Annotated in this window: 14 protein-coding genes; 3 read left to right on the plus strand and 11 right to left on the minus strand. The window is 32.2% G+C overall.

Going from position 1 to position 14805, the window contains the following annotated elements; genetic code table 11:
- Window positions 1-56 precede the first annotated feature (56 nt).
- The 3 genes from mtgA to LOS86_RS12980 all read right to left on the minus strand — a co-directional run bounded on the left by mtgA (window position 57) and on the right by LOS86_RS12980 (window position 3479).
- Entirely contained in the window at window positions 57-794 is a 738-nt protein-coding gene (gene mtgA / locus LOS86_RS12970) for a monofunctional biosynthetic peptidoglycan transglycosylase (RefSeq protein WP_231842497.1), read from the minus strand.
- A 1-nt stretch (window position 795) separates the two neighbouring features.
- Window positions 796-1908, minus strand: a complete 1113-nt coding sequence (locus tag LOS86_RS12975) for an NAD(P)/FAD-dependent oxidoreductase (RefSeq protein ID WP_231842498.1) — start codon at window positions 1906-1908, stop codon at window positions 796-798.
- Window positions 1909-2042: 134 nt separating this feature from the next.
- Window positions 2043-3479, minus strand: a complete 1437-nt coding sequence (locus LOS86_RS12980) for an NADP-dependent isocitrate dehydrogenase (protein WP_231842499.1) — start codon at window positions 3477-3479, stop codon at window positions 2043-2045.
- 195 nt (window positions 3480-3674) lie between these two features.
- On the opposite strand from LOS86_RS12980, the gene LOS86_RS12985 reads away from it, so the two are divergent.
- A complete protein-coding gene (locus LOS86_RS12985) occupies window positions 3675-5129 on the plus strand; it encodes a TlpA family protein disulfide reductase (RefSeq protein ID WP_231842500.1) in 1455 nt (484 codons plus the stop codon).
- Here the strand turns inward: LOS86_RS12985 and LOS86_RS12990 are convergent.
- Together LOS86_RS12990 and LOS86_RS12995 are read right to left on the minus strand one after the other, a co-directional pair.
- The gene (locus LOS86_RS12990) at window positions 5126-5809 is read right to left on the minus strand and encodes a VTT domain-containing protein (RefSeq protein WP_231842501.1); all 684 of its coding nucleotides are present in this window, start codon (window positions 5807-5809) and stop codon (window positions 5126-5128) included. The genes LOS86_RS12985 and LOS86_RS12990 overlap by 4 nt on opposite strands.
- A gap of 1 nt (window position 5810) precedes the next feature.
- Window positions 5811-7073 carry a dicarboxylate/amino acid:cation symporter gene (locus LOS86_RS12995; RefSeq protein ID WP_231842502.1) on the minus strand — a complete coding sequence of 421 codons (1263 nt, stop codon included), beginning with the start codon at window positions 7071-7073 and terminating at the stop codon, window positions 5811-5813.
- A gap of 85 nt (window positions 7074-7158) precedes the next feature.
- On the opposite strand from LOS86_RS12995, the gene LOS86_RS13000 reads away from it, so the two are divergent.
- On the plus strand, window positions 7159-9060 hold the full coding sequence (locus tag LOS86_RS13000; RefSeq protein WP_231842503.1) for a S9 family peptidase: 1902 nt from the start codon (window positions 7159-7161) through the stop codon (window positions 9058-9060).
- Between the two features lie 94 nt (window positions 9061-9154).
- Here the strand turns inward: LOS86_RS13000 and accC are convergent, their stop codons facing one another.
- The 6 genes from accC to pdxA all read right to left on the minus strand — a co-directional run bounded on the left by accC (window position 9155) and on the right by pdxA (window position 14147).
- Window positions 9155-10504 carry an acetyl-CoA carboxylase biotin carboxylase subunit gene (gene accC / locus LOS86_RS13005; RefSeq protein ID WP_231842504.1) on the minus strand — a complete coding sequence of 450 codons (1350 nt, stop codon included), beginning with the start codon at window positions 10502-10504 and terminating at the stop codon, window positions 9155-9157.
- A 92-nt stretch (window positions 10505-10596) separates the two neighbouring features.
- Entirely contained in the window at window positions 10597-11085 is a 489-nt protein-coding gene (accB, locus tag LOS86_RS13010) for an acetyl-CoA carboxylase biotin carboxyl carrier protein (protein ID WP_231842505.1), read from the minus strand.
- Between the two features lie 23 nt (window positions 11086-11108).
- Window positions 11109-12107: a beta-ketoacyl-ACP synthase III gene (locus LOS86_RS13015; RefSeq protein ID WP_231842506.1), complete on the minus strand. Its 999-nt coding sequence runs from the start codon at window positions 12105-12107 to the stop codon at window positions 11109-11111.
- 165 nt (window positions 12108-12272) lie between these two features.
- Window positions 12273-12467 (minus strand): 50S ribosomal protein L32, encoded by a 195-nt coding sequence (rpmF, locus tag LOS86_RS13020; protein ID WP_231842507.1) that lies wholly within the window; start codon window positions 12465-12467, stop codon window positions 12273-12275.
- Window positions 12468-12476: 9 nt separating this feature from the next.
- A complete protein-coding gene (locus LOS86_RS13025) occupies window positions 12477-13016 on the minus strand; it encodes a YceD family protein (protein ID WP_231842508.1) in 540 nt (179 codons plus the stop codon).
- 81 nt (window positions 13017-13097) lie between these two features.
- Window positions 13098-14147, minus strand: coding sequence for a 4-hydroxythreonine-4-phosphate dehydrogenase PdxA (gene pdxA, locus LOS86_RS13030; RefSeq protein WP_231842509.1), 1050 nt, complete (start codon window positions 14145-14147; stop codon window positions 13098-13100).
- A gap of 58 nt (window positions 14148-14205) precedes the next feature.
- On the opposite strand from pdxA, the gene LOS86_RS13035 reads away from it, so the two are divergent.
- Window positions 14206-14796: a riboflavin synthase gene (locus LOS86_RS13035; RefSeq protein ID WP_231842510.1), complete on the plus strand. Its 591-nt coding sequence runs from the start codon at window positions 14206-14208 to the stop codon at window positions 14794-14796.
- The last annotated feature ends 9 nt before the right edge of the window (window positions 14797-14805 follow it).

A 14805-nucleotide genomic window follows, 5' to 3' on the forward strand; every position in this document is an offset into this window, starting at 1 on the left:
CTCACCAAAAATCTTGAATAAACTTTTTAAAACCTCTAATTTTCTTTCTGAATGAATTAATATTCGAGTTTTACGAAGCCAATTTCTTTACTAATTTTAGCTTTTCTTCTATTAATATAAGAAGATGAATTTGAAGCTTTAAACCTTCTTGGATTAGGTAATATTGCTGCAATACCAGCTGCTTCATAGCGTGTTAATGTAGCCGCATCTTTTCGAAACCAATATTTTGCAGCTGCTTCAGCTCCATAAATACCATCTCCCATTTCAATACTATTCAAATAGACTTCCATGATGCGTTTTTTACCCCAAATTAATTCAATTAAAACCGTGTAATAGGCTTCCAATCCTTTACGAAGGTAACTTCTACCTTGCCAAAGAAAAACATTTTTTGCCGTTTGTTGAGATATGGTACTTCCTCCTTTTAAACGTTTTCCTTTTTGATTGTTTTTAAACGCCTTTTGCATGGCTTCAAAATCAAAACCCCAATGTTCTAAAAAACGTCCGTCTTCACTGGCAATAACCGCTTTTTGTAGATTTAAAGAAATTTCGTCTATGGGCACCCAATCGTGGCTACACATCATATCTTTCCCAGCTGCATTATGTTCTAAAGCGCGAATTCCCATTAATGGTGTAAATGGAACCGGAACAAATTTAAAAAGCAACACCACCGAAAAACTAATGATGTTAAACCATAAAAATAGCAACCAAAAGAAACGTAAAATCTTTTGACCTGTTGTTCTTTTTTTTGCTTGTGTTTTTGGTGCTTTATTTTTCGTAGTAGTTTTTTTTGCCATTTTAAATCAAATCTGCTAATTCTTGTCCGACTAAACTGCCTATGGCAACTCCCATTCCGCCCATGCGAACTCCACAATAGACATGGCTTGAAAGTTGTTCCACTATTGGTTTTTTATGAATTCCCACACCCATAGTGCCACTCCATCGGTGTTCAATTTCGAATTCATGATGTGGCAAAATTACCTTTTTTAATAATTCTTCCAAACGATTCTGAATCAATTCGGTTGTATCATGAGAAGTGGTAGTTTCACCTTCAAAATCTAAGTTTCTTCCGCCACCAAATAGAATTCTATCGTTTATATTTCTAAAATAAAAATAGCCTTTATCTAAATGAAAAGTGCCTTTAATATCTAAATTTGGAATAGGTTTAGTTATCAAAACTTGCGCTCTAGCTGGCTTTACTTGGTTGTTTGTTAATTGCGATGCAAAGCCGTTTGTAGTAAATAATAATTTATTGGTTTTAAAGGTAATTTCATTCGTTTCTACCTCAACACTATCGTTTACTTCTTGAAAACTTGTTACGGTTTGAGAGTTTAAAATTAATATATCGCTTTGATGCGCTTTTTTTAGCAAAGCTTGCATCATATTACCCGTATCGATTTGGGCTTCAAACGGATTAAAAATCAAATTTTCAAAAATGCCTCCAAAATTAAATCGATCTAGCTCTTTAGCAAAAACATCGGTTTTGAAAAGCGGTCTTATAATATCATTAATGAAAGGGATTTTTTGAATACATTCGGCATAAAACGATTCATCTTCTTTTAAAAATAATTCATATCCACCATAAGGTTTCAAATCGATAATTGAGTCGCCAAGATTTTTTCGGAGTAATTGCAAACCTGCATATCGTTTTTGAACAAGTTGTATTACTTCTTCTTCGGTATGTGTTTTTAAATCGTCTATGATTTCCGAAATACTTCCAAAACAGGCAAAACCTGCATTTTTAGTACTTGCACCTTGAGGTAAAATACCTTTTTCGAGAATTAAAATTTTTGCAGATGGAAATCTTTCTCGTAATGCTAGTGCTGTATGTAAACCTACAATTCCACTACCTACTATAGTAAAATCAATGTTTGAAAACCAATTTTTTATTTCCCAATAACTCAGTTGCATGGTGTATTTTTAAAAAGTAAATGTAAGAATTTGTTTTTAGTTACCTATCAATTCTAAAATTTGAAGTTGGAAAAAATAAAAAAAGTTTACCGAATTAAATCAGTAAACTTTTTATGTAAATAATTGGTATAAAATTACTGCCCTTGACCTAATGAATATCCCGGAACTTCATCAAACTCATATAAGTTTTCTGTTTTTATAACATCAATTTTAGCATCTAAAGCTCTTGATAACAAAGCTATAATTCCGTTTTTAAACATTAATTTTCCATTTGTAGGTTTAAATCTACAACGCCAATGATCCGTACAATATGTTTCTTCGAAACCATTTGGCCACACTTTAATTCCTCGATTAGTAATCATGGTTAAGTGTTTGTTCTCAGAATTTATACTTTGCATTATTGCTGCTAATTCATTTGGATTAGTACCTTCCCAGTGAACGAATAAATCAACTCCAACTAACTCTTTGTTCTTTTTAGGTTTCTTCACATATTTTGGAAGATTTAGAGTTGTTTCTTTTGCATAAGAAACAGGTTTAAGTTTTGAAGGTGTTTTTCCTAAGTTGGAAATTACGGCTTGAGCAAACTCTTTAGTCCCTACTTTTTCTTTACTAATTCCTTCTTTATAGATGTCATATGTATGAATTCCATCTTCAATAGTTTTTAACCATGCATTTTGTACTTTTTCTGCTACTTCACCTTGTCCTATGTGATTTAACATCATAATTGCACCTCCTAACAAACCTGAAGGATTGGCTAAATTTTGGCCAGCACGTCTTGGGGCTGATCCATGAATAGCTTCAAACATAGCACATTCTTCTCCAATATTTGCGGAACCCGCTAATCCAACAGAACCTGCTATTTGTGCCGCTATATCAGACAAGACATCACCATAAAGATTTAAAGTTACAATTACATCAAAAACCTCTGGTGTATCGGCCATTTTTGCTGCTCCAATATCAATAATCCAATGTTCGTTTTCAATCTCTGGATATTCCTTTGCAATTTCGTCAAAAACTTGATGGAATAACCCATCTGTTTGCTTCATGATATTATCTTTAGTAAAACACGTTACTTTTTTTCTACCATACACTTTTGCATATTCAAAAGCATATCTTATAATTTTTTCACAACCTGGTCTACTTATTAGTTTCAAACATTGCACCACTTCATCTGTTTGTTGATGTTCAATTCCGGCATACAAATCTTCTTCATTTTCCCTAATAATTACAATATCCATATTAGGATGCTTTGTTTCTACAAATGGATGTAAACTCATACAAGGTCTTACATTAGAATATAAACCCAAAAATTTTCTAGTGGTTACATTTAAACTCTTGTATCCTCCTCCTTGAGGTGTTGTAATTGGAGCTTTTAGAAAAACTTTATTTCTTCTAATAATATCCCAAGACTCATCTGATATTCCTGAAGTGTTTCCTGCTAAATACACTTTCTCACCAACTTCAATCTCATCGATTTCAATTTTGGCTCCAGCTGCTTTAATAATCTCAAGAGTGGCATCCATAATTTCTGGACCAATTCCATCTCCTTTTGCTACCGTAATTCTAGTCATATCTATTTATTTTAAGATTTATGATGCAAATCTCTAAAAAATATTATATAAATTTTTATTTATATATTTAATAAAAAAGATAAAATATTTTTATGTTAAAATAAAAATTACATATTAAGTAGAAAAAAATATTTTTATTTAAATAGCATTATATACTTTTATAATGAAATATCGTTATATAACTAAAATCTAAAAATGAAATTATATTTACTAACAGCTACCCTATTTTTCTCATCTTTATTAATTGGACAAAACAAAATCATTTTAATTTTTAAAAAAAGTAGTTATCACTTTGAAGAAACTTCAGGATTTAAAAGAATGAATTCGTTGATAAATTATTCAGAATACAATTCATACAGAGAAACATATCTTTTACCAAATAACAAAGAAAAAAACGACACAATACAACTTAATATTGAATCAGATAAGATTTTTTTAATCCATAATTGGAAAGAATTGAATAAAAGTTCGAGAGTGATTTTATACGCAAATGATATAGTAGAAATTGATTACGAGAATGGATTTCCGAATTTTAATATATTAAATCGTGAAGTAAAATCATTTGATTTGAACCTAGAACACGAATTAAATTTAAGTTTTCCAATTGATAATTTTGGCTTTTTTCAAACCAATAAAAGAAGTCGAAATTCAAAAGAAGAAAAAGAATATAAAACTGAATTGAGCAACTTTATTCAAAATTCAAAAACAAAACTAGAAGATGCTTTGAATTCGGGTAAAATTTCAAAGGAAACTTTTGAAACGCAATTGAATTACATCACTTTTTATACCTTAAACACAGACACAAAAACAAATTTTTCTGATTATAAAATCAATCTTAAAAAAGAAGAATTAATTTGGTTAAAATCATATCGTTATTTCTTAGAGCTGTATGTTAAAAACGAGTTCAAAATAAAGAAATACGAAAAAGAGATTAAAGATTTTGAATTAAAAACGGCAAATAACAAAACCAAAACTAAAGATGTTAGTATGCAATATGATGATTATGAAGATGGTTTTAAAAAAATTGAAGAATCAAATTTGTTTTCTTCAAAAGCAAAAGAATATTTATTGTTTGTTTATTTAAATCGAATTGCAAAATCAGATCCTCAAAAATTATCAACTTACATTACACTATTTAAAAAACACTCCAACGACAAAATATTAATTGAAGGTTTTGAAAAAGCATTTTTAGTAGATATTGAAGCTTTAAAACAAAACACCACTGACGTTATTTTATACGACGAAAATAAAAAAGCGACTACATTATCAGCAGTGATTGATGCTAACAAAGGAAAGATAATATATATAGATTTTTGGGCGAGTTGGTGTGCTCCTTGTAGAGCTGCACTTCCAAGTTCAAGAAAACTTCATGAGCAATATGAGGAAAAAGAAGTGGTTTTTTTATACTTATCTACAGATTCAAATTTTGAGGCTTGGAAAAAAGCTAATCAATATGAGAAATTACTAGAAAATAGCTATGTTATCATTAATCCAAAGACCTCTGAATATTTAAAAAATCTAGCAATTGATTTTATTCCCCGTTATGTATTATTAAATAAAAATGGAGAGATTTCGAATTCAAAAGCTTCTTCTCCTGATTCAAAAAAAATTGAACAAGAACTAGACAACTTATTAAGTGCTAAAAATTAATTTTGAGATTTTCTTTTAGCTTTAATTGCCTTCATTATTAAAGGAAAAGAAGTTATCGCAATTAATATTAAGATAATCGTTTCGATGTGTTTTTTTAAATCGATACCAAATTCTTCATTAAAGAACCCGTATAAATAATGTCCTGCAAATACTAAAAGAAAAGACCAAAGCAAAGAACTTAACACATTATAAAGCATGAATTTACTTTTTTCCATGTGAACAATTCCGGCTATAATTGGCACAAATGTTCTCACAATTGGAAGAAAACGAGCAAATATGATGGCTTTACCTCCGTGTTTTTCGAAGAAAGCTTGCGATTCGTACAAATATTTCTTTTTGAAAAAGAAACTATCTTGTTTATTGTATAAAAACTGACCACTAGTGGCACCAAACCAATATCCAAAAATATTACCTAGCGTAGCGGCAGTAGCAATTAATAAGGATAAAATGGTAACATTAGACAAATCACTTGGAATCATAAAAAAAGTTTCTACCAATTCCCTACTGTAAATTCCCGAAAGAAATAGCAAGCTATCGCCTGGTAAAAAGAAACCTGCAAATAATCCTGTCTCTGCGAAAACAATAAATAGCACCATGTAAATCCCAATAGGAATTCCACCAACTTCCATTGTTATGTAAAACTCTGGATTAAAAAGTTTTGTCCAATGAAAATTATCCATTTTATGCTAATTTATTAACTGATTTTGCTACAATCATGGAAACCGCTGCATCACCTGTAACATTTACGGTTGTTCTACACATATCTAATGGTCTGTCGATAGCAAAAATTAAGGCCAAACCAGCTTCAGGAATACCTGCTTGTGCTAATACAATTACAAGCATTACCATACCAGCTCCAGGAACAGCTGCACTACCAATAGAAGCCAAAGTTGCGGTAACAATAATACCTAATTGGGTTGCAAAATTTAAATCCATTCCAAAAGACTGCGCAATAAATACGGCAGCTACTGCTTGATACAAACTTGTACCGTCCATGTTTATAGTTGCACCAATTGGTAAAACAAAACTGGCTACTTCATCATCTACACCTAAATTATCAACAGTTCTTTCCATAGTAACGGGTAAAGTTGCAGCACTAGAACTTGTGGAAAAAGCTAATAATTGCGCTGGAGAAATTCCGTTGAAAAAGAATTTTGGGCTTCTATTTGTAAATACTCTAACAATTAACAAATAAACCCCAATCATTAGACACAATCCTAAAAGAACCGTTAAACCATACATACCAAGTGCTTTAAATAAATCCAAACTTGGCGATTCGGCAACAATTGCGGCTAATAATGCGAAAACTCCAAACGGAGAAAACAACATGATTAAATCAATCATTTTTAAAATAACTTCATTAAAGCTATCGAAAAAATCTTTAACTGGTTTTGATTTTTCTTCTGGAATTAAAATCATGGCGATTCCAAATATCACTGCGAAGAAAATTACTTGCAACATATTACCATTATCTGAAGAGGCTTTCACAATATTATCTGGCACAATATCGATTAAGGATTGTAATGGACCAACTTCACTTTGCTTTGCAGCAGCTTCAATTTTAGAATTGGCATCAGCTGTATAATTAGCTACTAATTCAGTTCTGGTTTTTTCTGAAATATAACTCCCTGGTTTGATAAGATTTACCACTACTAATCCTATAGAAACCGCAAAAATTGTTGTTAAAACATACAAACCTATGGTTCTTCCACCCATTTTAGATAATTTAGAAATATCTTTTAAATCAGAAATTCCTTTGATTAATGACGCTAAAATTAAAGGTACAGCTATTAATTTTAATAAGTTGATAAAGATAGTTCCGAAGGGTTTTACCCAATCAACGATTAAATCTTTACCCCATTCAAATTGTATCAATAAAAAAGCAAATAATACTCCAAATACCATTCCTAGTAAAATTTGCCAATGTAGCGCCAGTTTTCTCATTTTTTGCAAAATATTTTAGATTGTGAAAATAGTCATATTTTTTGAAAAAATTACTACATTTAGCTTCGTTTTAAATTTAATCAACATGAAAAATTACATTTTTTTAATTTTCAGCATGATAAGTATGAGTATACTAGCACAACAAAACTTAACTCCCGAAACCTTATGGCAATTAGGAAGAGTTACCCCATTAGGAATTTCAAAAGATGGAAAACTTTTAATTTATAAAGTGGGAACGCCTTCTGTTGAAGAAAATAAAATCAATTCAAAATATTACACTATTCCTGTTCAAGGTGGAAATGCTACTTTGGTGGAAGATTACAAATCGCTTTTAGCAGATAAGAATGTTTCACCTGATGGAAAACATTTTTTATCATCAAAAGAAGTAAAAGTTGAAAATCTGCTAGGAAAAGACCTTTATCCAGAATTATCTAAAACCACAGCTCAAGTGTATACTGGTTTGGATTATCGTCATTGGGACACTTGGAACGATGGAACTCACAACCACGTTTTTTATTCGGAAAATAAAAAAGATGCGATTGAAATAGATATTATGCCAAACGAACCTTATGATGCACCTCAAAAACCTTTTGGTGGTGATGAAGATTACATTTGGTCACCTGATGGAACAAAAATTATCTACGTTTGTAAAAAGAAAGCCGGAACTGCTTACGCAACCAGCACCAACACCGATTTATATGAATACGATTTAACAACCAAAACCACAAAAAATCTTACTGAAAGCAATTTAGGTTACGACACTGCTCCTCAGTTTTCACCAAAAGGAGATTTGACTTGGCTGCAAATGAAACGCGATGGTTATGAAGCAGATAAAAATGACATTATTGTTCGCCTTAAAGGAATAGATATTAATTTAACAGCTGGATGGGATGGAACTGTAGATAGTTATACTTGGAGTGCCGATGGAAAAAAAGTGTATTTCATTGCGGCAACAAAAGGTACTAAACAACTTTTTGAAGTTAATTTTCCGGGGCTAACTAAAATTGCTATTAGAGTAACACAATTAACTGATGGTGATTTTGACGTAAACGGAATTGTTGGTTTTTCAGGAACTTCAGTATTAGTAACTCGTAATGATATGAATCATGCTCCGGAAGTATATTCGTATGATTTAGCAAAGAAAACTTGGAAACAAATTACAAAAGTAAACGATGAAGCTTATGCTAAAATCGCTTCTTGTAAAACAGAAAAACGTTGGGTTACAACTACCGATGGTAAAAAGATGTTGGTTTGGGTAATTTTACCTCCAAATTTTGATAAAACTAAAAAATACCCAACCCTTTTATACTGCCAAGGTGGACCACAAAGTGCGTTGACACAATCGTATTCTTTCCGTTGGAATTTCCAATTAATGGCTTCGCAAGGTTATGTAATTGTAGCGCCAAATCGTAGAGGAATGCCAGGTCATGGAACCGCTTGGAACGAACAAATTTCAGGAGATTGGGGCGGACAAGTTATGGATGATTACCTAGCCGCTATTGATGATGTAGCAAAAGAATCATACGTAGACAAAAACCGTTTAGGAGCTGTAGGTGCGAGTTATGGTGGTTACTCTGTATTTTATTTAGCTGGAATTCATAAAGATCGTTTCAAAACATTTATTGCTCATGCTGGTATTTTTAATACTGAAAGTATGTATGGAACTACGGAAGAAGTGTTCTTTACGAATTGGGATTCTGGTGGTGCATATTGGGAAAAAGACAATGCAACTGCTCAAAAAACATATAACGAATTCAATCCAATTAAGTTAATCAACAACTGGAACACGCCAATTTTAATTATCCAAGGAGGAAAAGATTACCGTGTACCAATTGGACAAGGTCAAGAAGCTTTTCAAGCAGCACAATTAAAAGGAATTAAAAGTAAATTCTTATTGTTTCCAGATGAAAACCATTGGGTATTAAAACCACAAAATGCATTAGTTTGGCAAAGAGAATTTTTTAGTTGGTTGAAAGAAACACTTTAAAAATTCAAGGGCAAATACAAATTCAACATGAAAATAAAAACTAGAAAGTAATAACTAAAAAAAGCGATTTCAAATTGAAATCGCTTTTTGCTATTTATTCTTGAGGATCTTTCATTACAAAAGATTCCATGAATTTTGTAGTATAATTTCCAGCCACATAATCTGGTTCGTCCATTAATTGTCTGTGGAATGGGATTGTCGTTTTGATTCCTTCGATTACGAACTCATCTAAAGCGCGCTTCATTTTGTTGATTGCTTCTTCTCTAGTTTGAGCAGTCGTAATTAACTTAGCAATCATAGAGTCATAATTTGGTGGAATTGTATATCCAGCGTAAACATGTGTATCTAAACGTACTCCGTGTCCTCCTGGTGCGTGTAAAACCGTAATTTTACCTGGCGAAGGACGGAAATCATTATAAGGATCTTCAGCGTTAATACGACATTCTATAGAGTGTAATTGTGGATAATAATTTTTACCCGAAATTGGCACACCTGCTGCTACTAAAATTTGCTCACGAATTAAATCGTAATCAACTACTTGCTCCGTAATAGGATGTTCTACTTGGATACGAGTATTCATTTCCATGAAGTAGAAATTTCTGTGCTTATCCACTAAAAATTCAACCGTTCCAGCACCTTCATATTTGATATACTCTGCTGCTTTAACCGCTGCTGTTCCCATTTTCTCACGTAATTCATCCGTCATAAATGGAGAAGGCGTTTCTTCAGTTAATTTTTGGTGACGACGTTGAACTGAACAATCTCTTTCCGAAAGGTGACATGCTTTACCATACGAATCTCCTACTACCTGAATCTCAATATGACGAGGTTCTTCGATAAGTTTTTCCATATACATCCCATCGTTCCCGAATGCTGCGGCAGCTTCCATACGTGCGCTTTCCCAAGCTTTTTCAAGCTCTTCTTCTTTCCATATAGCACGCATTCCTTTACCTCCACCACCAGCAGTAGCTTTCATCATCACTGGATAACCAATTTTCTTTGCTACTTTTTTTGCTTCTTCAAAAGATTCTAAAATTCCTTCAGAACCAGGTACACAAGGTACTCCTGCTTCTAACATCGTTGACTTTGCCGTAGCTTTGTCACCCATTTTTTCAATCATTTCAGGAGAAGCTCCAATAAATTTAATCCCATGTTCTTGACAAATCTTAGAAAATTTAGCATTTTCAGATAAGAATCCGTATCCTGGGTGAATAGCATCTGCATTTGTAATTTCTGCAGCTGCTATAATATTTGACATTTTTAAGTATGACAAGTTACTTGGAGGTGGTCCTATACAAACCGCTTCATCAGCAAATTTTACGTGCAAACTATCTGCGTCTGCTGTAGAATAAACTGCAACGGTTTTAATTCCCATTTCTCTACAGGTTCTAATTACACGAAGTGCAATTTCTCCTCTATTGGCAATTAATATTTTTTTAAACATGTACTTTATAATTAGACAATTAGACAATGTGTCAATTAGACAATTATGAAGCGAAATAATTTTCGACTTCTAACCTCTAATTTCTAACTTTATTAAGATGGATCAACTAAGAATAAAGGTTGATCAAATTCAACAGGAGAAGCATCATCTACTAAAACTTTTACGATTTTACCAGAAACTTCAGATTCGATTTCGTTGAATAATTTCATTGCTTCAATTACACAAAGCACATCTCCTTTTCCAATGGTTGAACCTACTTCTACAAACATTGGTTTGTCTGGAGCTGGTTTTCTATAGAAAGTACCAATAATTGGCGATTTTACTGTAACATATTTTGAATTGTCATCTGCTGCTGGTGCCGCCGCTGGTGCTGCCGGTGCTGCAGCATTTGCTACAACTTGTGGAGCCGCAACCTGAGGAGCTGCTGCCATAGGCATGTGTTGTACATAAGTTGTAGTACTTTCTGTACCTTCAGCAGTAGTTTTTATGGTGATTTTAAAATCGTCCATTTCTAATTTTACTTCTGTAGCACCTGATTTTGCTACAAATTTGATTAGGTTTTGAATCTCTCTAATATCCATAATATTTGATTTAGTTAAGTTTGTTATTTTTTAGTGTAAGCCCATTTTAAATAGATAGCTCCCCATGTAAATCCGCCACCAAAAGCAGCAAATACAATGTTATCCCCTTTTTTCAATTGGGTTTCAAAATCTGATAATAATAAAGGTAGGGTTGCCGAAGTAGTATTTCCGTATTTTTGAATGTTAATTAAAACTTTAGATTCATCTAATCCCATTCTATTTGCAGTAGCATCAATAATTCTTCTATTAGCTTGATGTGCTACTAACCAGTTAATATCATCATGAGATAAATTATTACGCTCCATGATTTTTTCACTAACATCTGCCATTCCAGAAACAGCATATTTGAAAACGGTTTTTCCATCTTGGAATACAAAATGTTGTTTGTTTTTAACCGTTTCTTCTGAAGGAGGTAAAATAGAACCACCTGCTTCAATTTTTAAGAACTCCCTTCCGATTCCATCACTTTTTAAGATTTCATCCTGAAGTCCTAAACCATCTGTATTGGGTTCAAATAATACCGCTCCTGCTCCATCTCCAAAGATGATACAAGTTGCTCTATCAGTGTAATCGATAATCGATGACATTTTATCAGAACCAATTAATAAAACTTTTTTATATCTACCTGAAGCGATGTACGCTGCAGCTGTTGACATTCCATAAAGAAAACTTGAACAAGCAGCTTGTAAATCATAAGCAAATGCATTAGTTGCTCCAATTTCTGTTGCCACATAAACTCCTGTTGATGCTACTGGCATATCTGGAGTTGCTGTTGCCATAATTAACAAATCTATCTCTTTAGGATCTAAATTGGCTTTTTCTAATAGATTTTGAGCGGCTTTAATTGCCATAAATGAAGTTCCTTTTCCTTCTTCTTTCAACAATCTTCTTTCTTTAATTCCTGTACGAGTGGTTATCCATTCATCATTAGTATCTACTAATGTTTCTAACACTTGATTCGACAAAACATAATCAGGAACATAAGCTCCAACTGCCGTAATTGCTGCTGTTATTTTATTCATCTTCGATTAATTTTTCTTTTCAAATTTTTAAAATTTAAAAAGTGGTGGAAATTACAAAAAAAATTTCAAACGAATCCTATTCGAAATGTAGAATTACAAACTCGAATAGGTATTTAACAAAAAAACTCTCACGATGTGAGAGTTTTCTCTATTTTTTTGGTACGATTAAGCTACAGCTTCCGTTTTGTCAATAACAACTTGACCTCTGTAATACATTTTACCTTCATGCCAGTAAGCTCTGTGGTATAAGTGAGCTTCACCAGTTACAGGACAAGTAGCAATTTGAGCAACTGTTGCTTTGTAATGCGTTCTTCTTTTATCTCTTCTTGTAGACGACTGTCTTCTCTTAGGATGTGCCATTGTTCTATTTTATTTATCCGTTAATAGTTTTTTTAAATTTTCCCATCTAGGGTCTATATCATTATTTTGTTGTTCTTCTTTTTTGTTTTCTTGAGGGGATAGTGACTCTAATTTGTCAATTACATGTGATAATGAACCATCTTTAACTCCTGGATGAATTCTTCGTAATGGCACTGATAATATGATTGACTCATAAATATATTGTGCTACACTTACTTGAAACTCACCATGAGGTAAAATCAACAACTCTTCATTATCATCATTGAAAGCGTCTCCAAACTTTACTAAAAGTTTTAATTTTCCTTTGATAGGTAAATCAAACTCTTCACCTGAAACATCACAAGGCACATTTACAGTTCCTTTGTGTTTAATTTCAAGCTCAAGCATGGTGCTTTTCTTCTCTAAAACAATATCTACTTTGACTGAAACGTCATTAAATTCGTCGTAATCAAAGTTTTTAAAGAACGTATTATCTATTTGATAATCAAACTGATGCTTCCCTATTTTTAATCCCACAAAGGGAATTAAATATTCTTTTAAATTGTTCATAACAACAGTTTTACCTTTTTAAAAGGTGTGCAAAGATATAAAATATTTATAAATTCAAACTAGTTGTAAACATTTTTTTGTTTATAACTGTTTTTCTTTTGTTTTTAAAGGGTTCTTTATCAGCTCTTGATAGTCATTTCTTTTCTTAAAAATATCAATTGCTAAATAAACCGCCTCTTTAAATGACTCGTGATTAGCAACACCTTTACCCGCAATTTCATAAGCTGTACCATGATCGGGAGATGTTCTAATTTTATTTAATCCAGCTGTATAATTTACTCCATTTCCAAAAGATAATGTTTTGAAAGGAATTAATCCTTGATCATGATACGTTGCAATAACCGCATCATATTTCTCATATTGTGCTGAACCAAAAAAACCATCCGCAGAAAAGGGTCCAAAAACCATATTTCCAGCCTCAAATAATTTTTTCAACGCAGGCTTTATTATTTTTTCTTCTTCTTGACCAATTACTCCATTATCACCTGAATGCGGATTTAAACCCAAAACAGCAACTTTTGGCTTCTCTATTTCAAAATCTTGCTTTAAAGTTTGAATGACAGTTTTAATTTTACTAGAAATTAATTTTTCATTCAAATGTTTTGCTACTTCATTTACTGGAACATGATCAGTAAGCAATCCAACACGCAAATCATCATGAACCATTAACATTAAAGCATCCCCTTCTAATTCTTTATCCAAATAATCTGTATGTCCTGGAAATTTAAATTCTTCAGATTGAATATTATACTTATTAATAGGAGCCGTTACTAAAACATCTACAAAACCTCCCTTCAAAGCTTTTGTCGCTGCTGCAAACGATTTTATGGCGTAACTCCCAACAACATCATCATTCTTACCCATTTCAAGATTTACACCTTCACGCCATACATTCAACACATTAATTTTACCAACAACTAACTGTTCAATTTTATCTATTCCGTGAATGGCCACATCAATATTTAGTTCCTTTCTTAAAAAAGAAACAATCTTAGCATTTGCAAAAATTACGGGTGTACACAATTCTAACATTCGATTATCTTCGAATGTTTTTAAAATAACTTCGCTTCCAATACCATTTAAATCTCCAATCGAAATTCCTACAATTATATTTTCTGCTTTTTTAACCATGACAAATGTGATTTATTGCTTACTTTTGAAGTGCAAATTTAGTAAAATTAAATCAGTTATGTTTACCGGAATTATAGAAACCCTTGGAATTATAAAAGAAATCGAAAAAGATCAGGAAAACCTGCATGTTACGGTAGAATCTGACATTACACATGAATTAAAAATTGACCAAAGCGTAGCCCATAATGGAATTTGTTTAACAGTAGTAAAAATTGATAATAAGAATTACACTGTAACTGCAATCAAAGAAACAATTGATAAAACTTCAATAGGAAATTGGAAAGCGGGTGATATCGTAAATTTAGAACGCGCCATGAAACTTGGAGACCGACTTGACGGACATATAGTTCAAGGACATGTTGATCAAACCGGAATTTGCACAGAAATTAGAGAAGCAAATGGAAGTTGGGTTTTTAGTTTTGAATATGACGCTTCTTTAAACAATATCACTATTGAAAAAGGTTCAATTACCATAAACGGAACAAGTTTAACTGTTGTAAACTCAGGATTAAACACTTTTAGTGTGGCAATTATCCCTTACACATACGAGCACACTAATTTTAATACGTTTAAAATTGGTACAACCGTTAATTTAGAATTTGATGTGATAGGTAAATATGTAAGTCGATTAAACGAATTAAGAAAATAAAAAAGGCTC

This window comes from Flavobacterium cyclinae (genome assembly GCF_021172145.1).
GTDB lineage: Bacteria > Bacteroidota > Bacteroidia > Flavobacteriales > Flavobacteriaceae > Flavobacterium > Flavobacterium cyclinae.

Coding starts and splice junctions, on each gene's coding strand:
- LOS86_RS13025 (WP_231842508.1), bottom strand. CDS start 13,016: ATGAACAATTTAAAAGAATATTTAATTCCCTTTGTGGGATTAAAAATA.
- accB (WP_231842505.1), bottom strand. CDS start 11,085: ATGGATATTAGAGAGATTCAAAACCTAATCAAATTTGTAGCAAAATCA.
- pdxA (WP_231842509.1), bottom strand. CDS start 14,147: ATGGTTAAAAAAGCAGAAAATATAATTGTAGGAATTTCGATTGGAGAT.
- LOS86_RS13035 (WP_231842510.1), top strand. CDS start 14,206: ATGTTTACCGGAATTATAGAAACCCTTGGAATTATAAAAGAAATCGAA.
- LOS86_RS13015 (WP_231842506.1), bottom strand. CDS start 12,107: ATGAATAAAATAACAGCAGCAATTACGGCAGTTGGAGCTTATGTTCCT.
- rpmF (WP_231842507.1), bottom strand. CDS start 12,467: ATGGCACATCCTAAGAGAAGACAGTCGTCTACAAGAAGAGATAAAAGA.
- accC (WP_231842504.1), bottom strand. CDS start 10,504: ATGTTTAAAAAAATATTAATTGCCAATAGAGGAGAAATTGCACTTCGT.
- LOS86_RS13000 (WP_231842503.1), top strand. CDS start 7,159: ATGAAAAATTACATTTTTTTAATTTTCAGCATGATAAGTATGAGTATA.
- LOS86_RS12995 (WP_231842502.1), bottom strand. CDS start 7,073: ATGAGAAAACTGGCGCTACATTGGCAAATTTTACTAGGAATGGTATTT.
- mtgA (WP_231842497.1), bottom strand. CDS start 794: ATGGCAAAAAAAACTACTACGAAAAATAAAGCACCAAAAACACAAGCA.
- LOS86_RS12980 (WP_231842499.1), bottom strand. CDS start 3,479: ATGACTAGAATTACGGTAGCAAAAGGAGATGGAATTGGTCCAGAAATT.
- LOS86_RS12975 (WP_231842498.1), bottom strand. CDS start 1,908: ATGCAACTGAGTTATTGGGAAATAAAAAATTGGTTTTCAAACATTGAT.
- LOS86_RS12990 (WP_231842501.1), bottom strand. CDS start 5,809: ATGGATAATTTTCATTGGACAAAACTTTTTAATCCAGAGTTTTACATA.
- LOS86_RS12985 (WP_231842500.1), top strand. CDS start 3,675: ATGAAATTATATTTACTAACAGCTACCCTATTTTTCTCATCTTTATTA.